The following is a 23,629-nucleotide window of genomic DNA, read 5'->3' as shown; positions in this document are numbered from 1 at the left end:
GGATTATGAAAAAGCTATTTTTAATAAGTTCTAATGCAGGAGCAACAGAATATTATTTTAGTAAAAATCATATAGAAGAAATATACAAGACATATAATAAAGAAGACGAAATAATAGTTAAAGAAACAAAATACGCAGGTCACTTAGAAAAAATTGTGAAATCCTTCCTAAAAAGTGATTATGATGATAAAGTCATAATCCTTTTAGGAGGTGACGGATCTTTAAATGAACTAGTAAATCTATGCTATGGTCAGGATGTAACCATTGGTCTTATACCAACAGGCACTGGCAATGACTTTGCAAAAAACTTTGACTATAAAAACTTTACCATAGAAGATACCTTTAATATATTAAAAAAACCTATAGATCTAATAAAAATAAATGACAAATACTGCATAAATGTCACAAGCTTAGGATTTGATACAGAAGTCTTGCAAAAAGCCTATCAATATCTAAAAAAAGATAAGTCTCTAGGCAAAAGGGCCTACATCAAAGCTGTGGCAGACCGAATATTTCATTTGACATATAATAACTTAAAGATAGACTTAAATTTATCAGATGGATCACAAATTCACTTTAAAGATGAGTTTTTAATATCAGCAATCTGCAACGGATCATATTACGGATCAGGCTTTAATCCAGCTCCAGATGCAAAAATTAACGATGGAGTAATAAACCTAGTAATGGCAAAAAGATTTCCAAAATACGTCTTGCCTAGTCTTATTCTAAAATACAAAAAAGGCAAACATCAAAACTCAAAATATCTAAGCGAGTTAAAAGTAAAATCAGGGATAATAAGAGCTGATAAAGAGTTTTTAGGCAATATTGATGGGGAAATATTTAAAGATAAAATAATAAAATTTGAAGTACTTCCTAATGCGATTAATTGGGCGTATTTTGATTTATAAATTTTAATTTAAAAACTTCTTAAGAAATTTATTCATCTTAAGAAGTTTTTTATATTGAGTCTATTAAATTTAAAGTTCAAAATATTTTTTAGTGTAATTTATAAAATATTCTGAACCAATTTTTAATGCTCTTTCATCTATTATAAATTTTGAATTATGGTGAGGATAGCTATCGCCTTCTACTTTTGCCCCTAGAAACATCAAAGCACCAGGAATTTCCAAAAGATATTTTGCAAAATCTTCTCCACTCATTCTAGCTTTAGAATGGATAATTTTTTCCTCACCAATAATATCTTTTAGAACATTATAACCAAGCTTTGCAGATTCCTCATCATTTACTGTCGCTGGAGTGCCAAAATAATACTCAAAATTATATTTAGCTCTGTTAGATTCACAAATCCCTTTTACAATTCTCTCTATAATTTCAGGAAATTTTTCGCGAAGGTCATTGTCAAATGTTCTAGTAGTTCCTAGTAGCTTAGCTTTATCAGGAATTACATTCTCACTATTTCCTGAGTTAAAAGAAGTTATAGATAATACCATAGGATTTATAGGCGAAACTTCTCTAGCAGCAATATTTTGTAAATTTTGAACTATAAGAGATCCTATAGCTATGGGATCTATAGTAAGGTCTGGTTCTGATCCATGGCCTCCCTGTCCTATAATCTCTATTTTAAAAGTATCAGCTGAGGCTTTGATTGGTCCTTCTTGTATTGAAGCAGTTCCTAATTCTAAGGCACTATTTATATGAAGGGCAATAATCCTATTTACTCCTTCTTTTTCTAATATCTTTTCTTCCATGACATGTTTTGCACCAGAATCTTTTATAAATTCTTCTGCAGGTTGAAATAACAACACAACTTTTCAAATTTCATCTTTCATTTCTTGAAGTTTTTTACCAGCTCCTAAAAGCATAGCTGCATGAGTATCATGTCCACAAGCATGCATCACACCCTCTTTTTTTTTTGACTTAAAATCTAGATCTGTTTCCTCACATATTGGAAGTGCGTCAATATCTGCTCTAATAGCTAAAACTTTTCACTCTTTTTGTGGATTAATAATTCCAAGTACTCCAGTCTTGACAATTTTTCTTGCTTGAATTCCTAGCTCTTCTAGCTCTTTTAATATACATGAATTTTAAATTCTTTTTAAAATGTTGTTAATATATTTAATTATCGTCATCTAACTCACCACGGATAAAATCTTCTGCAGCCTGCTCTATTTGATCATTATCTATATGAGATCTTTCTATTAGTTTATTTAATTTCTCTTCATCTTTCTTAGAGAATTCTTCATTCTCATCTACTTTTTTTCTCATGTAGTGGTTAATACCTAGTCTTTTATAAGACTCATATTTTATAGCCGATCTTTCTTTATACCAAGCTGCTACTAAAACTATCATCATAACTATGCCTACATAACCAATTATAGGATAAAATATGGATACTAACTCTTTAAAACCACCAAAGCTTAGAACAAAACCTATCAAAGTTAGTAAAATTAACATAATTCTAAATCTTTTTTCTTCACCTTTTGAAAATCTACGGGCTAAAGCATAAAAAAGTGAGATACCTGTATTAAATATCATTCCAAATATTACAATTGCCATTAGTAAGCCGAGGATAGGATTTATGTCTTCTATGATATATAACATCGGGATATCAAGTTTTCCAACTTCATCAATTCTTATAAAAAGAGTAAAAGAAATCAAAATTCCAAGCACCCCTGCGATGGCTCCACCTAATAGGCCACCTATCCCAGCATCAGTTGTATTTATTTCTTCTCCACCTAAAACAAGTCCCATTGAAACCCCGCTCATCAAACACATACCATAATAATTAAATGTTGAAAATATTACACTATTAAAATTTGATGGTAACTCTCTTGCTATACTATCAAGATGGCTCCAATCTGGATTATAATTAAAGAATGTATACAAAGAACCGATTAGTGTAAAAATAATAATAAGAGGTGTAAAAGATCCTATAATTTTTGAAACTTTTTCAAAGTCCATCATACCAACAATAATGATTAGCCCTGCACATATAACTTGGCCTATCCATTTTTCAATACCAAATGCTTCATTTAGATTTGAGCCAGCTCCTGCAATCATAACAAAGCCTATAACAAAGCAAGTAAATATTAATGAATAATCCATAAACTTGCCCATATATTTATTTGTAATTTCGCCAAATACTTCTGAGTGATCTGTCGCCATATAGTGAGATCCTAATTGTAAAAGAACTCCTCCTATTAATGTATGTAATAATCCTACCACTCCAGCTCCAATAAGTCCTGGTATGCCAAGTGATACGAAGTATTGTAAAATTTCCTGACCTGAAGCAAGTCCAGCACCAGTTACAACTCCTACATAAGCCAACATAATTATTAATGATTTTTTATTCATATTTCCTCCATAGTATATAATATACTTTAATAGGATAGTTGTGTAAATTTAAATGTGTAAAATCGGCATATCAAATAAGTAAATGTATCACAAATGTATTTTTTTCATTATATCGTATATTTTTTTATAAAATTTTTCAAAACAAAAAGAGCAAGCAAATGCTTACTCTTTTTTTATAATTTTATAGAATAATCCTCACGACATTCACTGCGTGAACATCTCGCTTAGTTTTTCGGACTCAGAATAAAGCCTGTCCGGCTAAGGGAGGACCTTCATCTCGAAAATGAAAAATACTTTCGTATTTTTCACCCGATTAGTGTGGGGTCCTCTTGATGATCACTGCGTGAACATCTCGCTTAGTTTTTCGGACTCTGCCTTACGGCAATCATCTCGAAAATGAAAAATACTTTTGTATTTTTCACCCGATTAGTATGGGACTACTTTGTAATTTTTGTTACAACTCCTGAAGCTACTGTTCTACCACCTTCACGAACTGCAAATCTTAGTCCTTCTTCTAGGGCGATTGGTTTTTGTAGTTTGATTTTGAATGTTGCGTTGTCTCCTGGCATTACCATTTCTACGCCTTCTTCTAGTTCGATGTCTCCTGTTACGTCTGTTGTTCTAAAGAAGAATTGTGGTCTGTATCCACTGAAGAATGGTGTGTGACGTCCTCCTTCTTCTTTTGTTAGTACGTATACTTGGCCTTCGAATTCTGTGTGTGGTTGTACGCTTCCTGGTTTTGCTAATACTTGGCCTCTTGAGATTTCGTCTCTTTGTACTCCTCTTAGTAGGATTCCTACGTTATCTCCTGATTCTGCTTGTTCTAGGGATTTGTGGAACATTTCTACTCCTGTTACTACTGCTTCAGAAGTTTTTTCTGTTAGCCCTACGATTTCTACTGTATCGCCTACTTTTAGTGTTCCTTTTTCTACTCTTCCTGTTGCTACTGTTCCACGGCCTGAGATTGTCATTACGTCTTCTACTGGCATTAGGAATGGTTGGTCATTGTCTCTTTCTGGGATGTCAAAGTATCCGTCTACTTCTTCCATTAGTTTTAGGATTTTGTCTGACCATTCGCCTTCGCCACCTTCTTGTAGTGATTTTAATGCTGATCCTACTACTACTGGTGCGTCGTCTCCGTCGTATTCGTATTCTGTTAGTAGGTCTCTTACTTCCATTTCTACTAGTTCTAGTAGTTCTGGATCGTCTACTTGGTCTTCTTTGTTTAGGAATACTGCGATTTTTGGTATTCCTACTTGGCGTGCTAGTAGGATGTGTTCTCTTGTTTGTGGCATTGGACCGTCTGCTGCAGATACTACGATGATTGCTCCATCCATTTGTGCTGCTCCTGTGATCATGTTTTTAACGTAGTCAGCGTGGCCTGGAGCGTCGATGTGTGCGTAGTGTCTGTTTGCTGTTTCGTATTCTACTACTGATGTGTTGATTGTGATTCCACGTTCTCTTTCTTCTGGTGCTTTATCGATGTTTTCGTAGTCGATGAATTCACCTGTTCCGTATTTTTTGTTTAGAGCTTGTGTTATCGCTGCTGTTGTTGTTGTTTTACCGTGGTCTACGTGACCGATTGTTCCGATATTAATATGTGGTTTGCTTCTTTCGAATTGTTGTTTACTCATTTTAATCTCCTATTAAATTACTTATCTAATATTTGTTCTTTTACTGATTCTGGTACTTGAGCGTAGTGGTCAAATTGCATTGAGTATGTTGCTCTACCTTGTGTTTTACTTCTTAGGTCTGTTGCATAACCAAACATTTCTGATAGTGGGATAAATGCATCTAGTACGTGGATACCATCTTTTGGATTCATTCCATCGATTTTACCACGACGGCTTGATACGTCCCCCATTACATCTCCTAAGTATTCGTCTGGAGTTGTAATTTCTACTTTTTCGATTGGTTCTAGTAAAACTGGTTTTGCTCTTTCAACTGCATTTTTAAGACCCATTGAACCTGCTACGTGGAAGGCTACTTCTGATGAGTCAACTTCGTGGTATGAACCATCATAAAGTACTACGTGCATGTCTACCATTGGATATCCACCTAGGATACCATTAGCTGCTGCTTCGCGTACACCTTCTTCAACTGGTCTGATGTATTCTCTAGGTACTGAACCACCGACAATTTGTGATTCAAATGTAATTCCTGAACCTTCTTCGCCTGGTGAAACTCTTAAGTGAACATCACCGTATTGTCCAGAACCACCTGATTGTCTTACGAACTTACCTTGTGCTTCTGCTTCTTGAGTGATACCTTCTCTGTAAGCTACTTGTGGGTTACCGATATTAGCTTCTACTTTGAATTCTCTTAAAAGTCTGTCAACGATGATTTCTAGGTGAAGTTCTCCCATTCCTGAGATAATTGTTTGACCTGTTTCTTCATCTGATTTTGTAACGAATGTTGGATCCTCTTCTGCTAGTTTTTGAAGACCGATAATCATTTTATCTTGTGAAGCTCTTGTTTTTGGTTCGATAGCAACTGAGATTACTGGATCTGGGAATTCCATTTTTTCAAGGATAATTTGATTATCTTGATCACATAGTGAATCCCCTGTTGTTGTATCTTTAAGTCCTAATAGAGCAACGATATCTCCAGCATAACCTACTGGAATTTCCTCTTGCTTATCAGAGTGCATTTGCATGATACGTCCAACACGTTCTCTTTTACCTTTTGTTGCGTTATAGATATATGAACCTGATTCGATTGTACCTGAGTAAATTCTTGTGTAGATAAGTTTACCTACATATGGGTCAGTTACAACTTTAAATGCTAGTGCACTTGTTGGCTCATCATCACTTGGTTTTCTTTCCATTTCAACTGATTCGTCTTTTGGATCGAGACCTTTGATGTTTGGTACATCTAGTGGGCTTGGCATAAATTCAATGATTGAGTCTAAAAGTGGTTGTACACCTTTGTTTTTGTATGCTGAACCGCAAAGGCATGGGAAAATCTTTTGTTCGATTGTTCCTTTTCTAATTGCAGCTTTGATTTCTTCTACAGTAACTTCTTCACCTTCAAGATATTTCATCATGATAGTATCATCTACTTCTGATAATTCTTCAAGCATGTTGTTTCTGTATTCTTCAGCTTTGTCTTTTAGATCTGCTGGAATTTCGCCATATACTGGGTGAGCACCTAAGTCTTCTGTGTTATATGTTACAGCTTCCATTGTTATTAGGTCTACTGCACCTTGGAAATCTTGTTCAGAACCAATTGGAATTTCTATTGGAACTGCGTTTGCTTTTAATCTATCTTTGATAGTATCAACTGCCATGAAGAAATCTGCACCAGTAGCATCCATTTTATTGATAAAACAAATTCTTGGAATGTGGTATTTGTCAGCTTGTCTCCAAACAGTTTCTGATTGTGGTTCTACCCCACTTTTTGCATCAAATAAAGCTACAGCACTATCAAGTACTCTTAGTGATCTTTCTACTTCTACAGTGAAGTCCACGTGTCCTGGAGTATCGATAATGTTAATTCTGTGATCTTTCCAAAATGCTGTGGTTGCAGCTGAACCGATTGTAATACCACGTTCCTTTTCTTGGTCCATGGAGTCCATTACTGCTGTACCATCGTGAGTATCACCTATTTTGTAAATTTTACCAGTGTAGTATAGGATTCTTTCTGTTGTAGTAGTTTTACCGGCATCGATATGTGCCATAATCCCGATATTTCTGGTATCTTTAAGTGAAACTTCTCTAGCCAAATTTTCCCCCTATTAATATCTATAGTGTGCAAATGCTTTGTTAGCTTCTGCCGCTCTGTGCATTTCTTCTTTTCTTTTTACAGCTGCACCAGAGTTGTTAGATGCATCTAGAATTTCTTTTGCAAGTCTATCAACCATAGTTTTTTCGCCACGAGCTCTTGAGAAATTAACTAACCATCTTAAAGCTAAAGTTTGTCTTCTTTCTGGTCTAACTTCCATAGGTACTTGGTAGTTAGCACCACCGATTCTTCTAGCTTTAACTTCTAGTGTTGGCATAATATTTTCAAGCGCTTGGTAGAATACTTCTAGTGCGTCGTTTCCTGTAGTTTCTGCTACAATGTCAAATGCATCGTATACAATTCTTGTTGCAAGACCTTTTTTACCATCAAGCATAACGTTGTTGATTAATTTTGTTACAACACGGTCATTATACTTTGCATCAGGCATTACTTCTCTTTTTGGTATATGTCCCTTTCTTGACACTTTGCTTCCCTCCTTTACCAATTATGTGTAATATCATTAGTACTCGACTAATTTTTTGTCGTAAGTGTGCATGCATATACCTTAATTTCAATAATTTATTTCTTAATTATAGGCACATTATGCACTTATTTTAAATTTTATGATCTAGTTTTGGTCTTTTTTAGCACCGTATTTAGATCTACCTTGTTTACGTCCATTTACTCCTGCAGTATCTAGAGTACCTCTTATGATGTGGTAACGCACACCTGGAAGGTCTTTTACTCTTCCACCTCTAATTAGTACAACACTGTGTTCTTGTAGGTTGTGACCAATTCCTGGAATGTATGAAAGTACTTCAGCACCATTTGTAAGTCTAACTCTGGCAACTTTACGTAAAGCTGAGTTAGGTTTTTTAGGTGTTACTGTTCTAACTGATGTACAAACGCCACGTTTTTGTGGTGATTGGTTAGGAGTAACTCTGCTTTTTAAAGTATTGTAGTTGTAACCTAAAGCTGGTGTGTTTGATTTAGATTTTTCACTTTTTCTACTTTTTCTAACAAGTTGGTTAATTGTAGGCATAATGCACCTCCTTTTCTTTTAATATTAATATTTGGCAAGTCCTTGCCAATACTTAAATATTCTACTATGTAATATTTTAAAAGTCAAATAAAACTTAGAGTTTAAAGCTTCTATATATTATTGTCTATAGTAGTATTTCTTTCTTTATATGATAAATATTTTAAAATGATAAAATCTATTACAACATAAAACTGTGATATTGGTGAAATTTCCGTTCTACTATCATATTCAAATACGCGGTGCGTTACAAAAGGTATATTAACATCAGATTTTTTTGATAAGGTATTGTTAGATAATCTTGTGATTGAGGCTATAGTAGGTTTACTTGGAAGTTTATTTAAAAATCTTAGCACCTCTTTATTTTCTCCACTAAGTGATAAGACAAACAACACATCATCTTCTTTTATATTATTTAATATAGTGCTAGGTATATTCTTATCTATTACATAAACTATTTTATCAACGATTAGAAAGTTTCTTTTTAGCTCATCTGCTGCATTTTTTTGAGTATAGCCACTAGCCATAGCATAAATACGGTTCGCCTTATCTAATTTCTTAAATAATTCATCTAAGTTTAATGAAATCATCATTGTCATAGTGAGTAAAAGGTCATTTTTGCTATACTCGATTTCGTTATCATCAAATCCACTACTCTCTTTTCCACTCCATTTGACGATATATCTTAGCTCACTATAACCATCTAGACCGAGCTTTTTTGAAAAACTTACTATGGATGATGGAACTAAATCCAAAGCTTCAGCAAGTTCGCTGATATTAAGACCTAGAAATCTCTTTTTATCCAGGAGTATATAAGAATAAATCTTTAAATCATTTTTATTTAATTTATTATAATTCTCACTTATTAAATCAGTTAATATCATCTTCTCTCGCCTTTTTATATATTTTTAGTATTTCTTCAAACTCAATTATATATGGACTAAGTAGCCTTATCCCATCATGTTCATCTGGAAAATAGATATTATAATCGACATTTGTAGCTTTGGTATATACTTCACCTATCACAACCTTTAGGCAATCTATACTTCCTATTTGAAACATAAGTTGCTTACTTAGCATATTATCTGAAAAGTCCACTATAAATACTCCACTATCTTTTAGCATAGTTTCAGTAAAGGCACCCATCTCTTCCCCACCACTATATACCTCAGCTAAAATTCCTATTTCCATTAAATACATCTTTATAGCTGACTTTATAACCTTCTCATATCCTCCATTACCATATATAAAAACCTTTTTACAAGTTTTTAGTCTATTATATAATTCTATTAAATCTTCACTTTTACTATAAGATTTATTAGAATTACTATTACTATCATCATTTACATAATATTTAAGCTCACTGTACCCACTAAACCCTAGTTTTTTAGCAAATCTTAGTACACTCGTCCTTGATGTAAAGCATTTTGATGCAAAGTCATTGATTGAAATGTCATAATCAATTCCATTTTTCATTATCTCTTTGCCAATATTGATATCAGTATTGCTAAGACTAGCTTCATTTTCTTTTATTAAATTTGAAATATCTATATCTATCACCTCAACTAAAAAACACCGCTTAATATATAGAAACTATACATTAAACGGTGTCTATTGCTATTTATTAACTAGTTTAGTTCTGGCCAATATTCTTTGTTTGCTTCGATTAGATCATCTAAGATAGCTTTAGCTACTTTTGCAGATGGTACTGTGCTTGAAAGTGTAAGTGCTTGCCATAGTTTTAGGTATGAATTTTCTATCCAAGCTTCTACTACTAATTTTTCTACTGATACTTGTTGCTCCATTAGACCTTTTTGGAATTGTGGGATGTATCCTTGGTTGATTTTTTCAAAGCCATTGCTACCTACTATACAAGGAATTTCTACCATTGCTGTTGGATCAAAGTTTGGAACTGCTCCTTCGTTTGGTACGATTAGTAGGAATCTTTCTTTTGTATTTTCAGCAAGTGCACGAGCTAAATCTACTATATATGTTGCGTGTGCATCTAGTTCAATTTCAATTCCTTCTGCTGTTCCTCTGTCTATAATTTCTTGACACATATTAAATACGTCTTTTTCGCGATGTTCGCGTACTTCATCTACCCTTGTGTGATTAGGATCTGTATGTTCTAATACAAAATCAGGGTAGAAATAGTATTTTAGGTATGTGTTTGGAATTGTGTCAGGATCTAAGGCATATACATCTTTTGCTTTTGTGAATGTTTCCATCCAAGATTCTTCTATATGTTGACCACTTCCTACACCATCAGCAAATCCAGTTTTTGAAACGTGTTCTTTAATTTGTGGCATTAGGTCATTACCTTTATGGTCTTTTATTTCTGTAAACCAACCAAAGTGGTTAAGTCCATAGTAAGAGAAGTCAAGTTCTTGCCATTCTTTAAGTCCAACCATATCTGCCATTTTATACATTAAATCAATTGGCATATCGCAGATATTGATTACCTTTGAATCTGGGCGAAGTCTTCTTGTTGCTTCTGCTACGATTGCTGCTGGGTTTGAATAGTTTAGCATCCATGCGTCTGGTGAGTATTCTTCCATGTAGTCGATGATTTCTAGTACTCCACCGATTGATCTCATACCATAAGCAATTCCACCTGGTCCACAAGTTTCTTGACCAAATACTCCATGTTTTAGAGGAATTTTCTCATCTTTGTCACGCATATCATATTTTCCAACTCTTAGTTGAGCTAGTACAAAGTCTATGTCTGTAAATCCTTCTTTTGGATCTGTTGTGTATACGAAGTTAATTTCTGGATGTCTTTCTTTTAGAATAATTTCCATTGCTCCACCAATTTTAGCTTGGCGTTGTTCGTCATTATCGTATAACTTGATTGTTTTGATTGGAAATTTATCTAAGTTATCTAGTAACATTCCGATGATACCTGGTGTAAATGTTGATCCACCACCTGCGATTACGATTGAATATTGATTTGCCATAATTATCTCCTTTTTTATTTTGCTTATTCGTTTTCCTTTAAAATTTCTCCAAATGCATCTGCAACATATTGGATATCCATTCCTACAATTACATGGACAGAATTACCGCTTTTAGCAGTACCATAAGTTCCTATATTTTTGAAATACTCGTCACTCTCGACTATACTAGGATCTTTTACATTTACTCTAAGTCTTGTTACACAGTTAGTAAAATCTTTAATATTGTCTGGACCACCTAGACCTATCAAGATTTCATCAGCCACAGTCTCAAACTTATCTCCAGATTTTACATCTTTTTTCTTATCAGAAACCACCTCTTTTCCATCAGATTCAATAGTAGTTTTATCTGTAGTTTTGTTTTTATCTCTATAGTCTTGTTTGCTATATAATTTAGCACTATCCTTATCAGTTGTTCTACCTGGTGTCTTAAAGTCAAACTTTTTAATTAAGAAAGAGAACACAAAATACCAAACGGCTACGGCGATAAGCCCTATAACTAACATTATTAAATATGTCTTCCAGTGATTTGCACCAAGAGGTATCCAGTTTAATGATGCCATCTCGATTACACCACCTGAATATATACCAACTACACCAAAAGCATTCATAGTCATAGCTAGTAATCCAGCTAAGAGAGAATGTACTGCAAACAACTGTGGAGCTATAAATAAGAAGGTGAACTCAATTGGTTCTGTAACTCCGCTTAGAACAGCTGTAAGAGCTACTGGTAACATAAGACCTGCAATCTTCTTTTTATTTTCAGGAAGAGCAGTCTTATAAAACGCTAATGCAATCCCGACACACCCAAAAATCTTTGACCAGCCTGTTGCTGTAAGCTGAGCATAAGGTGCAATTTCCTTAAGTGAACCCGTTGCAGCCGCTATTTGTGGTAGATTTTGTGCCCAATATGCATATATCCCGCCTGGTACAACCAAGCTATCATAATACATTGGGGCATATAATAAGTGGTGAAGGCCAAATGGTATTAAAAGTTTTTCTAATAATACAAATATTCCTACACCTAGGGTTCCTGAGTTTAGGATAAGATCTCTAAAACTATTCATACCAGCCTGAATCTTAGGCCAAATAAGAACAGCTAGGAAAGCCACAGGAATCATAACTATAAATCCTATACCCAGAACAAAAGCTGAGCCTTTAAAAACTCCAAGCGCTTCTGGAAGTCTCTTATCAAAATATCTGTTATGTAGCCAAATAGCTATACCAGATATTAGTAAAGCTCCCATCATTCCCATGTCTAATGTTTTAATATTTGCAATTAATGCAAGACCACTAGCTCCACCAACCTCTTGGCTAAAATCCACACCAAATGTTGGTCCCCAGTGTTTTAGTATAGAAGAAACATAATTTAAAAATACTAAATAAATTACAAAAGCTTCCATACTAGCACGAGCATTTTGCTTACGAGCTAGACCTATCGGTAAGGCAATAGCAAATAATAATGGTAATTGGTTAAAAACGACCCACGCTCCTGAAAGAATCATGTCCCAAAATCCAAACCAAACTGTACCCTCCGATGCTATAGGACCCATGATTACATCTGTTGTAAACAGGGTTCCAAATCCTATTAGTAGAGCAGATACCGCAAAAAGCATGACCGGTGTGAACATAGCTCCACCAAATTTTTGGATTTTTTCCATCATAATGGTTTCCTCCTTTGAAAACGTATTTATCTTTACCTATATAATATATCTTCAAAATCTCTATGTCAATAAACATTGATAATTAGGTATTTGTGTATATATTGCAAAAATATTTTATTTATGTGAATTTTCACATAAAAATATTTTCACTACTATAAGTGGAGATTTTTATTTAGCTATGAAGATTAAGCATAAGCATCATTCTAAGGAGGGTATTAAAATAAATAGTACACAAGTTAGTAAAGGAGATTTTATGAAAATAGCCATCGTCGGTTGCGGCATAAGTGGAGCTAACACTCTTAAAACTATAATTGATCACAAAAATTTTAGTGAAAATATACATATAGATATATTTGAAAAAAGAAATGAACTAGGCGTAGGACCTGCCTATGAAGATGATGATATGCATAAGGTTTTAAATACCCCAGTAGAACATATGAATCTGAATTTAGAAAATAGGGATGAATTTAAAAATTGGCTCATAGAAAAATATGGAAAACTTCCAACAGTCGAAGGAAAAATTCCCAGACCTATTGTAGGGCTATATATTAAGGAAAAATATAAAAAATATTTTGCTCATAAAAATGTAAGCATTCACCAAAATGAAATAGTTGATGTCATAAAAGAAAATGATAAATTCATTTTAAAAAGTAAAAATGAAAGCTACGGTCCATATAATGAAGTTTTCTTAAGCATCGGCCAATCATATTATAAGGATGATTACAATTTGAATGAATATGAAAACTACGTATCAAATCCCTATCCCCTTAGAGAAAAAATTACAAATATAAATAAAAATGATACTTTAGGTATCATAGGAACCGGACCATCTTCCATTGATATTTATAGGTATCTAAGTAAATATTTCGATTATAAAAAGCCACTTTATTTTTTTACTAATAGCAGTTTTTTTGCTCTGCCAGAAATCAAAGAATACTGCCCAAAAAACATCTGCTCATTTGATGAAGCATGGATATCTAATCATCAAGATGAAGACGGCTTTATTAAACTAGATGATTTTAAAGAAACTTTTGACAATGACTTTAAAAAAGCTTGCGTAGACTTTTATGCTACTTATGAATATTATAAAGATAATGACATAGAAGTATCTAGGAAAGCTTTAAAAAGCAAGGATTTCAATTTAGAATTTTGCCAAAGCTATGCACTTGAATTGTGGTATGTAAGTACTAGCCTATTTAATTCATTAAATGGCCTTGAACAATTAGAATTTAAAAAATCTTATCAAACTAAGATAGCATATCTTATGACAAAAACACCATTCATTACCATGGAAAATATTTTTTCTGACCTAGACAAAGGCAAAATCAAAATCGTAAAAGATACTGAAGATATAAGTTATATCAATGGCAAATTTGAAATTACTACTAAAAATAAAGAGTCATTCTCAACAGATAAAATTTTTAACGCTCAAGGTTTTGAAAAAGACTTAAGTAAAGCTATAAAAAAAGATAATCTTTTAGAAAATCTATATAAAAATAGACTAATCGACGCTGATCTTAATGATAATATAAATGTGACTTATCCTTCCTATAACCCGATTACAACAAAGTACGGGCAAATAAAAAACTTGCATATAAATGGCATGTGGACAGCAAGTGTTGATATTTCAAACAATGATTTAAGATCAGTTTTAATCTCTAGTAAAGATATGGCAAATAATTTTATGAATAATTTAGAAAATTAATTTGTGGGTATAAATGTATCTGGAAAAAGAATTACACTTTAGGAGGATATAAAAATGGATATAACATTTGCAGGAAATAAAGTAAATCTAGTAGGAAATGAAATCAAAGTTGGAGATACAGCTCCATCATTTAAAGCAACAATGAATGATCTTATCGAATGGTCAAGCGATAATTGTGATAACAAAGTAGTTATCTACTCTGTAGCTCCATCACTAGATACTGAAGTTTGCGCCCTACAAGCTAAAAAATTTAACAAAGAAGCAAGCGAACTTGAAGGAGTAAACGTAGTAACAATTACAGAAGACCTACCATTTGCCCAAGCAAGATTTTGCTCAAATGAAGGAATCGAAAACAATTTAATGATTTCAGACTACAAAGACCGTGAATTTGGTGAAAAATACGGATTCCTAATGGAAGAAAACAAATTGCTAGCTCGTGGAGTTGTAGTTGTAGATAAAAATGGAAAAGTTGCTTACGTAGAATACGTACCTGAAGTAACTGATGAAGTTGACTTTGACAAAGCTTTAGAAGAAGTTAAAAAATTAGTTTAATTATACTATAAACCTTAACAGATTTTCTGTTGAGGTTTTTTTGTGTCTTTTTTAAAAAATTATGCTTTAACTTGGAGTATAATAATGTTAATAATGATTTAAACTTTAAGGAGGTTATTATGAAACTTGGAGTTCATGATTTATTAATAAGAGAAGCAGGAAAAACTAACCAAGATGTCTTTAATGATACCAGAAAAATGGTAACAGAGTTAGACAAGCTTGGCTATGATAGATATTGGTTTGCAGAGCACCATGGCTTTGAAAATCTACTTTCAGTTGCCCCAGAAATACTTGCAACATATTTTTTATCAAATACTGAAAATATTGTAATAGGAACTGGTGGGACAATGATTATGCATTATTCTCCTCTAAAGGTAGCAGAAACTTTTAAAACCATGGCAGAACTTGCTCCAGGAAGAGTAGATTTGGGCATTGGCCGTGCTCCTGGATCTGGCCCTTTGGAAATACGCGCTTTAAATCAAGGCTATCCTAATAAATCCAGTCAATTATATGATGAAATTAAAATAATTTTAGATTATTTGGAAGATAAAGAACCAAATGACCCAATTTTTTCCAGAGTAAAGGCAGTACCAATGAATAACGAAAAATTAGTAATGCCATGGATGCTTGGGTCTACTGGCCAAGCAGCACCAGTTGCGGCAGAATGGGGCATGCCATATTCTCATGCCAAATTTTTTGCAGTAGAAACTCCTGACTATGTTTTTAAGGACTACAAGGAAAATTTTAAACCATCGAATTTTGCTGATAAGCCATATATCTCTATGTCCTACAAAATGCTAATTGCAGATGACAAAGATGAATTAGAATATTTAGGCAAGGCTTTTGACTACTTCCACCTCCAACAAGCCCGTGGTCGCCAAAAAGGTTTAGTGAGTCCTGAGGATGTAAAAGACTACGAATTTGATTTAAATGAAAAAGCCTTACTCAAAAAATCCTATGAGTCTAGATTTATCCTAAAGGGAACAAAAAAAGAAATAGCTGATATACTTTATGATGAGATAAGTAAGTTTGACTTAGATGAAATCTTAGCCTTTACTCCTATCTACGGGGTGGAAAATAGAATTAATACCTACAAGGCATTAAAAGAAATTTTTGAATAAAATAATACTAAAAAACCCCTCAATCAATTTAGATTGTGGGGTTTATTTTTATCTAGTTTTGTAATTGTTCGTCAGCTTCTAAACTTTCGGCTTCTTCTAAGTTTAGTGCGATTTGGGCATCTTCTAATTCTTTTGTTTCATAGTCAATTTCTACATCATTGTAGCGTTTCATACCTGTACCTGCTGGTATAAGTTTACCTATAATGATATTTTCTTTTAGACCCATTAGGTCATCGACTTTACCTTTTATAGATGCATCTGTAAGAACTCTTGTTGTTTCTTGGAAGGATGCTGCTGATAACCAAGAATCTGTTGCTAGAGATGCTTTTGTGATACCTAGTAATTCTTGAGTGTATTCTGCAGGAGCTTTTCCTTCTTCAATCATTTGTTCATTTACAAGGTCAACATCGCGTCTTTCTTGTAATGATCCTGGTAAGAATTCTGTGTCGCCTGATTCATCAATTTTAACTTTTTTAAGCATTTGGCGGGCAATTACTTCGATGTGTCTATCATCGATTTCTACCCCTTGGATCCTATATACTTTTTGTACTTCTTTTGTGATGTAGTTTTGTACTCCGATTTTGCCAAGTACATTTAATACATCATGTGGATCTAGTGAACCTTCTGTTAATTGGTCACCTTTTTCTACTACATCACCATCACGTACTAGGATTCTAGAACCAAATGGAATATTATATTTTTGTACGTATCCATCTTCTGATTCGATTTCTACGTCTGTTTTCTTTTCATTTTGGATAAGTGTTACTGTACCGCTATTTTCTGCAATAAACGCAAGACCTTTTGGTTTACGTGCTTCAAATAACTCTTCTACCCTTGGAAGACCTGATGTAATTCCTACACCTGCGATACCACCTGAGTGGAAGGTTCTCATTGTAAGCTGTGTACCTGGTTCACCGATTGATTGAGCAGCAATAATACCTACCGCTTCACCGATATTTACAGGTTTTCCAGTTGCAAGGTTACGTCCATAGCATGCAGCACAAACACCTTGTTTTGCCCTACATTCAAGTACAGAACGTAATTTTACCTTTTTAACTCCAGCTGCAACAATTTTTTCTGCAGTATCTTCATCTATTAATTGGTCTTTAGCAGCTAGGATTTCGCCATTTTCATCTTTAACATCTTCAAATGATGTACGTCCTACAATACGTGTGTAAAGATTTTCGATTAATTCGTTTCCATCTTTAAATTCGTAAGCTTCAACATATCCATTTGTATGACAATCATCTTCTGTAACTATTACATCTTGAGAAATGTCTACCATACGACGTGTTAGATAACCTGAGTCGGCAGTTCTAAGCGCTGTATCTGTAAGACCCTTACGAGAACCGTGAGATGAAATAAAGTATTCTTGTACAGAAAGTCCTTCACGGAAGTTTGCTTTAACTGGAATCTCGATAGTTTTACCATCGGCCTGACTCATCAGACCACGCATACCGCCTAGCTGTCTGATTTGGTTTGTTGAACCACGGGCACCAGAGTCAGCAAATATTTTGATATTGTTATCATCACGAAGGTCAGTTAGTAGAGCTTCAGTTACCTTATCTGTAGTTTCTCTCCAAATATCGATAACTTTTTCATATCTTTCTTCATCTGTGATTAGTCCGCGTCTATATAGTTTTTCGTAATTATCTACTTCAGCATCAGCTTCTGCAATGATATCCCATTTTTCTTTTGGAATTGTAACATCAGCCATAGATACAGTTAGACCTGAAAGGGTTGAGTATCTGTATCCTGTTTGTTTGATATAGTCTAGTACTTCTGCTGTTTTGATATTTCCATGTCTTCTAAAACATCTATCTACTATATCTTTTAATACTCCAGAGTCTGCTACTTGGTTGATTTCTAGTGAATATGGATCTTCTTTTCTATTTACATATCCTAAATCTTGAGGGATACCTTCGTTATAGATAAATCTACCTACTGAAGATTCTACAATTTTACCAGGATCTTCTGATGAGTGTTTTATTCTAACACTTACTCTTGATTGGTATTCTACATCACCTACAAGTAAGGCTTTTTTCATCTCATTTGTAGATTCAAAAACCATACCCTCGCCTTTTGCACCTTCTTTTATGGTTGTTAGATAATATGCACCTAACACCATATCTTGGGAAGGAGATGTAATTGGCTTACCATCTTTAAGACCAAGGATGTTGTTTGTAGACATCATTAATAATCTTGCTTCGATTTGTGCTTCATTTGATAGTGGCAAGTGGATAGCCATTTGGTCCCCGTCAAAGTCCGCGTTAAATGCGTTACATGCAAGTGGATGAAGTTTAATAGCTTTACCTTCTACAAGTACTGGTTCAAATGATTGGATACCAAGTCTGTGAAGTGTCGGAGCACGGTTTAGTAAAACTGGATGGTCTTTTATAACTTCTTCTAGAACATCATAAACTCTTGGGTCCTTTTTTTCTACCATTTTTTTAGCAGATTTTAAGTTATGAGCCATGCCACGGTCTACTACCTTATTCATTATAAATGGCTTAAATAATTCTAGAGCCATTTCTTGTGGCAGACCACATTGGTTAAATTTAAGGTCTGGACCAACTACGATTACTGAACGTCCTGAGTAGTCTACACGTTTGCCAAGTAAGTTTTGTCTAAATCTACCTGACTTACCTTTTAGCAAATCAGAAAGTGATTTCATATTTCTATTTGATGCACCAGTTACAGCACGACCACGACGACCATTGTCAATTAGAGCATCGACAGCTTCTTGAAGCATTCTTTTTTCGTTACGAACGATAATTTCTGGTGCTCCAATATCTAAAAGTCTTTTTAGTCTGTTATTTCTGTTGATTACACGTCTATAAAGGTCGTTTAAGTCGGATGTAGCAAATCTACCACCTTCAAGTTGCACCATTGGTCTTAGTTCTGGTGGCATAACTGGAAGTACATCTAAGATCATCCATTCTGGACGGTTGCCTGATGTCATAAAGGCATCTACAACTTCAAGACGTCTTGAAATTCTTACTTTCTTTTGACCTGTTGATTCTTCTAATTCTTTTAAAAGTAATTCGTATTCTTTTTCTAGATCAATGCTAGCAAGAAGTTCTCTTACAGCTTCTGCTCCCATTGCTGCGTTAAATTCTAGGTCATCAGGATGTAGTTCTAGAGCTTCTTGGTATTGAGTTTCTGAGATTTCTTCTTTAAAGGCAAATCCAGATTCTCCAGGATTTATAACTACATATGATGCAAAGTAAAGAATTTTTTCAAGAATTCTAGGACTCATATCTAAAAGCAGACCCATTTTTGATGGGATACCTTTAAAGTACCAAATGTGTGATACTGGAGCTGCAAGTTCAATGTGGCCCATTCTTTCACGACGTACTTTTGCTTTTGTAACTTCAACACCACATTTTTCACAAACTACGCCTTTATATCTAATTCTTTTGTATTTTCCACAAGAACATTCGTAGTCTTTGGTTGGTCCAAAGATTTTTTCACAAAATAGACCATCTTTTTCTGGTTTAAGGGTTCTATAATTTATTGTCTCAGGTTTTTTAACTTCACCATGAGACCAGGATCTGATTTTTTCAGGGGATGCGATTTTCATCCTCATCCCGTCAAATTGTGTTAATTCGCTCATAAATCTCCCTATTCTAATTCTTCGATACTAAATCCTTGGCTGTCAGATTCTTCATATAAACTTTCAAATTCATTTTCTACAAGGATATCATCGCTTGCTTCTACATTTTCTTCATCTGGGACACTTACTTGCTCAGAGTCTACATTTGAAGTATCAGTAGTTGAATTTTGTGTTAGTGATCTGGTTTGGGATTTAATTTTTGATGCGTCTATTTTATCTACTTGACTAAATCTGTCTTGTTCATCGACATTTTCTTTTAGCTCAATTACACTTCCTTCTTGGTCTAAAAGTTCTACATCAAGGGCAAGTGATTGTAATTCTTTTACAAGTACTTTAAATGATTCTGGTGTACCTGGTTCTGGGATGTTTTCACCTTTTACGATAGCTTCGTAAGTTTTTACACGGCCTGTAACATCATCTGATTTTACAGTTAGGATTTCTTGAAGTGTGTGGCTAGCTCCATATGCTTCTAGAGCCCAAACTTCCATTTCCCCAAATCTTTGTCCACCAAATTGTGCCTTACCACCAAGAGGTTGTTGGGTTACAAGTGAGTATGGTCCAATTGATCTAGCGTGGATTTTTTCTTCTACCATGTGGTGAAGTTTTAGCATATACATTACCCCAACAGTTACTGGATTTTCAAAACTTTCGCCTGTTCTACCATCACGTAGTTCAATTTTTCCTGTTTTGTTGATATATGGAGCTTTTAATGCTGCTTCTTCAAGTGCATCTTCGATTTCTGTATCCATTGCCCCATCAAATACTGGTGTAGCAACTTTCCAGCCCATTGTCCTTGCTGCAAGTCCCATGTGTACTTCAAGTACTTGTCCAAGGTTCATACGGCTTGGGATACCAAGTGGGTTTAGGCAAATTTGTACTGGTGTTCCATCTGGTAAAAATGGCATGTCTTCTCTTGGAAGTATACGAGAAACAACCCCTTTGTTACCGTGACGACCGCACATTTTGTCCCCAACCATTATTTTTCTTTTTGTAGCTACATATACTCTTATAACTTTATTTACACCTGGAGATAATTCGTCTCCATCTTTTTTGTTGTATTCTTTAACATCTACGACGATTCCTTGCTCACCGTGTGGCACTTTTAAGCTGGTATCACGTACTTCACGAGCTTTTTCACCAAAGATTGCACGTAATAATCTTTCTTCTGGTGATAGTTCTGTTTCTCCTTTTGGAGATACTTTACCTACTAGGATGTCGCCTGATTTTACTTCAGCACCGATTCTGATAACCCCGTTTTCATCAAGGTTTTTCTTCATGTCTTCGCCGACATTTGGAATATCTTTTGTAATTTCTTCAGCACCAAGTTTTGTTTCACGAGCTTCACATTCGTGTTCTTCTATATGAACTGATGTTAGTACATCATCGATTACTAATTCTTCATTAAGAAGCATAGCATCCTCAAAGTTGTAACCTTCCCATGTTGTAAAGGCTATTAGGATATTTTTACCAAGGGCAAGTTCTCCATTTTGTGTAGAAGGTCCATCTGCTAGGATTTCATTTGCTTCTACTTTATCGCCTTTTCTAACAAGTGGTCTTTGGTTGATAGTTGTACCTTGGTTAGCTCTTTCAAATTTTAATAATTCGTAAGCATCAATTTCGCCATCAGAATCTCTTTTTACTTTGATTTGGTTATCACCAACATAAACAACTTCTCCAGCATTTCTTGATACTACACAAACTCCAGAGTCTTTTGCTGCTCTGTGTTCAATACCTGTTGCGATAATTGGAGCTTCGGCTTTAAGTAGTGGAACTGCCTGACGTTGCATGTTGGCACCCATTAGTGCACGAGTACTATCGTCATTTTCTAAGAACGGGATTAGTGATGCACCTACAGATACGATCTGTTGAGGAGAAACGTCCATGTATTGGATTTTTTCTCTTGGGTAAATATCATTTTCACCCCTAAAACCACGACCTGATACTCTTTCGTTGATAAATCTATGTTCATCATCAAGTGGTTCATTGGCTTGGGCAATGATGTAATTATCTTCTGTATCTGCTGTTAGATAGTCAATCTCATCAGTTACGACTCCGCCTTCTTTTACCACCCTATATGGAGTTTCGATAAATCCATATTTGTTAATTCTTGCATAAGTTGTAAGGGAAGTAATAAGTCCGATGTTTGGTCCTTCGGTGTTTCTATCGGACAGATTCTACCGTAGTGGGAATCATGAACGTCACGAACTTCTACCCCTGCCCTATCTCTTGATAGACCACCTGGTCCTAGAGCTGATAATCTTCTTTTGTGTGTAAGCTCACTCATAGGATTTGTTTGGTCCATAAATTGTGAAAGCTGTGAACTACCAAAGAATTCTTTTATAACTGCAGTTACTGGTTTGATGTTGATAAGTCCTTGAGGAGTTGCAAGGTCTGGGTCTTGAGTTGTCATCCTTTCACGTACAACTCTTTCCATACGAGCTAAACCAACTCTAAATTGGTTTTGTAATAATTCTCCAACACCTCTTACACGGCGGTTACCTAGGTGGTCGATATCATCAACTTCACCAATGCCTTCAAATAAGTTAAATTGATAGTTTACAATTGCAAGTAGGTCTGCTTTTGTAACATTTTTTGGAGATAATTCTTTTTTACGAGCATTCATTGCAATTAATATTTCTTCTGCACTGTCGTATTGGTCAAGAATTTCTCTCATCACTGGATAATAAACTTTTTCTGAGAATTCATCAATGTCATAATCTACATCATCTAGTTCTTCAAATGAAGTGATATCTACAAAGTGGTTACCAACTATTCTAAGTACTTGGTCTTCACCATCATTGTTTATTTTTTTGATATCAACAGAATTAATACCTGCATTTTCAATTGCAATAGATGTCTCACGATCGATTCTTTCGCCTTCTTTTATGAAAAGCTCTCCTGTTTCGCCATCGATAACATCAGTTGCTGCAATTCTTCCTTCAATTCTTGGCCATAAAGCTAGTTTTAAATTGTATTTGTATCTACCAACTTTTGCCAAATCATATCTTCTATCATCAAATAAAAGATTGTTGATAAGATTTTGAGAAGACTCTAAACTTGCAGGATCTCCTGGTTTTAATTTTCTATAAATTTCAATTAAAGCTTCTTCACTAGTCTCAGAATTTTCTTTTTCAAGAGTAGTTCTAAGGTGTTTTGTATCTCCAAGTGCATTTATAATTTCATCATCAGTTTCAAATAAAAGTGCACGTACTAGAGTAGTAGCTGGAAGTTTACGAGTTCTATCAAGACGTACGTTTACTGTATGACTTGCATCTGTATCAAACTCAATCCAAGCTCCTCTATTTGGGATTACAGTTGAAGAATATAATTTATCTCCTGCTTTGTCAGTTTCTTCAGCATAGTAAACTCCTGGAGAACGAACAAGTTGGCTAACTATTACCCTTTCTGCACCATTGATTACAAAAGTTGCAGAATCTGTCATCATAGGGAAATCTCCCATGAAAACTTCTTGCTCTTTTACTTCTTCTGTTTCCTTATTAATAAGTCTAGCCTTAACTTTAAGGTCTCTTGAATAGGTTGTATCCTTATATTTTGATTCTTGGATAGTATATTTTGTTTCATCATCAAATTCGTATCCAACAAATTCAAGAATTAAATTTCCATTGTAATCTTCGATTGGGGAAATATCTTCTAAAATTTCTCCAAGACCTTCTTTAAGGAACCACTCATATGAATCTTTTTGAACTTTTAGCAAATTAGGTAGATCTAAGACTTGAGGGAATTTAGAAAAACTCACTCTTTCAGTTCTTCCAAACATCTCGTTGTGATATTGGGCCATTAATTAAAAACTCCTTATCTTTATAAAAACACAAAAGGCTAAAAATACACAAATATCTTAGCCTCATGAACGAATAAAAATCTTTCTTTAATAGATTTCTAGCAATGCTTAATTATACTATACAAAGCTATGGTTTGTCAA

At 34.4% G+C, this 23,629-nt stretch carries 14 protein-coding genes and 2 pseudogenes; 4 read left to right on the top strand and 12 right to left on the bottom strand.

What is annotated here, in order from left to right; genetic code table 11:
• The first annotated feature begins 5 nt into the window (after positions 1–5).
• Positions 6–908, top strand: a complete 903-nt coding sequence (locus ACKRLN_RS01100) for a diacylglycerol/lipid kinase family protein (protein ID WP_416334986.1) — start codon at positions 6–8, stop codon at positions 906–908.
• A 69-nt stretch (positions 909–977) separates the two neighbouring features.
• Here the strand turns inward: ACKRLN_RS01100 and ACKRLN_RS01095 are convergent.
• The 10 genes and pseudogenes from ACKRLN_RS01095 to ACKRLN_RS01050 all read right to left on the bottom strand — a co-directional run bounded on the left by ACKRLN_RS01095 (position 978) and on the right by ACKRLN_RS01050 (position 12,695).
• Positions 978–1,934: pseudogene (locus ACKRLN_RS01095) on the bottom strand (M20 metallopeptidase family protein).
• Positions 1,935–2,076: 142 nt separating this feature from the next.
• Positions 2,077–3,315: a hypothetical protein gene (locus ACKRLN_RS01090; protein WP_416334985.1), complete on the bottom strand. Its 1,239-nt coding sequence runs from the start codon at positions 3,313–3,315 to the stop codon at positions 2,077–2,079.
• Between the two features lie 437 nt (positions 3,316–3,752).
• Positions 3,753–4,949, bottom strand: a complete 1,197-nt coding sequence (tuf, locus tag ACKRLN_RS01085; RefSeq protein WP_416334984.1) for an elongation factor Tu — start codon at positions 4,947–4,949, stop codon at positions 3,753–3,755.
• A gap of 17 nt (positions 4,950–4,966) precedes the next feature.
• Entirely contained in the window at positions 4,967–7,039 is a 2,073-nt protein-coding gene (gene fusA, locus ACKRLN_RS01080; protein WP_416334983.1) for an elongation factor G, read from the bottom strand.
• A 12-nt stretch (positions 7,040–7,051) separates the two neighbouring features.
• Positions 7,052–7,522, bottom strand: a complete 471-nt coding sequence (rpsG, locus tag ACKRLN_RS01075) for a 30S ribosomal protein S7 (protein WP_203127537.1) — start codon at positions 7,520–7,522, stop codon at positions 7,052–7,054.
• Between the two features lie 144 nt (positions 7,523–7,666).
• On the bottom strand, positions 7,667–8,080 hold the full coding sequence (rpsL, locus tag ACKRLN_RS01070; protein WP_203127538.1) for a 30S ribosomal protein S12: 414 nt from the start codon (positions 8,078–8,080) through the stop codon (positions 7,667–7,669).
• A 110-nt stretch (positions 8,081–8,190) separates the two neighbouring features.
• On the bottom strand, positions 8,191–8,961 hold the full coding sequence (locus ACKRLN_RS01065; RefSeq protein WP_416334982.1) for a MurR/RpiR family transcriptional regulator: 771 nt from the start codon (positions 8,959–8,961) through the stop codon (positions 8,191–8,193).
• Positions 8,948–9,637, bottom strand: a complete 690-nt coding sequence (locus tag ACKRLN_RS01060) for a MurR/RpiR family transcriptional regulator (protein ID WP_416334981.1) — start codon at positions 9,635–9,637, stop codon at positions 8,948–8,950. The genes ACKRLN_RS01065 and ACKRLN_RS01060 overlap by 14 nt, the downstream gene beginning before the upstream one ends.
• A 68-nt stretch (positions 9,638–9,705) precedes the next feature.
• Positions 9,706–11,034 carry a 6-phospho-alpha-glucosidase gene (locus tag ACKRLN_RS01055; RefSeq protein WP_203127541.1) on the bottom strand — a complete coding sequence of 443 codons (1,329 nt, stop codon included), beginning with the start codon at positions 11,032–11,034 and terminating at the stop codon, positions 9,706–9,708.
• A gap of 23 nt (positions 11,035–11,057) precedes the next feature.
• Positions 11,058–12,695, bottom strand: coding sequence for an alpha-glucoside-specific PTS transporter subunit IIBC (locus tag ACKRLN_RS01050; RefSeq protein ID WP_416334980.1), 1,638 nt, complete (start codon positions 12,693–12,695; stop codon positions 11,058–11,060).
• Positions 12,696–12,948: 253 nt separating this feature from the next.
• On the opposite strand from ACKRLN_RS01050, the gene ACKRLN_RS01045 reads away from it, so the two are divergent.
• The 3 genes from ACKRLN_RS01045 to ACKRLN_RS01035 all read left to right on the top strand — a co-directional run bounded on the left by ACKRLN_RS01045 (position 12,949) and on the right by ACKRLN_RS01035 (position 16,073).
• On the top strand, positions 12,949–14,400 hold the full coding sequence (locus ACKRLN_RS01045; protein WP_416334979.1) for an FAD/NAD(P)-binding protein: 1,452 nt from the start codon (positions 12,949–12,951) through the stop codon (positions 14,398–14,400).
• Between the two features lie 54 nt (positions 14,401–14,454).
• Positions 14,455–14,952, top strand: coding sequence for a thiol peroxidase (gene tpx / locus ACKRLN_RS01040; RefSeq protein ID WP_416334978.1), 498 nt, complete (start codon positions 14,455–14,457; stop codon positions 14,950–14,952).
• A gap of 119 nt (positions 14,953–15,071) precedes the next feature.
• The gene (locus ACKRLN_RS01035) at positions 15,072–16,073 is read left to right on the top strand and encodes an MsnO8 family LLM class oxidoreductase (protein ID WP_416334977.1); all 1,002 of its coding nucleotides are present in this window, start codon (positions 15,072–15,074) and stop codon (positions 16,071–16,073) included.
• Between the two features lie 52 nt (positions 16,074–16,125).
• On the opposite strand, the gene rpoC is transcribed toward ACKRLN_RS01035, so the two are convergent.
• Complete coding sequence (gene rpoC, locus ACKRLN_RS01030) at positions 16,126–19,689, bottom strand: DNA-directed RNA polymerase subunit beta' (RefSeq protein ID WP_416334976.1); 3,564 nt, start codon at positions 19,687–19,689, stop codon at positions 16,126–16,128.
• Between the two features lie 8 nt (positions 19,690–19,697).
• Positions 19,698–23,488: pseudogene (locus ACKRLN_RS01025) on the bottom strand (DNA-directed RNA polymerase subunit beta).
• Positions 23,489–23,629: the final 141 nt, after the last annotated feature.

The sequence above is a fragment of the Anaerococcus sp. AH8042_DFU013_CI05 genome, assembly GCF_047936775.1.
Lineage (GTDB): Bacteria > Bacillota > Clostridia > Tissierellales > Peptoniphilaceae > Anaerococcus.
The sequence above is the reverse complement of the archived record's forward strand: the minus strand, read 5'-3'. Positions and strand labels throughout refer to the sequence as shown.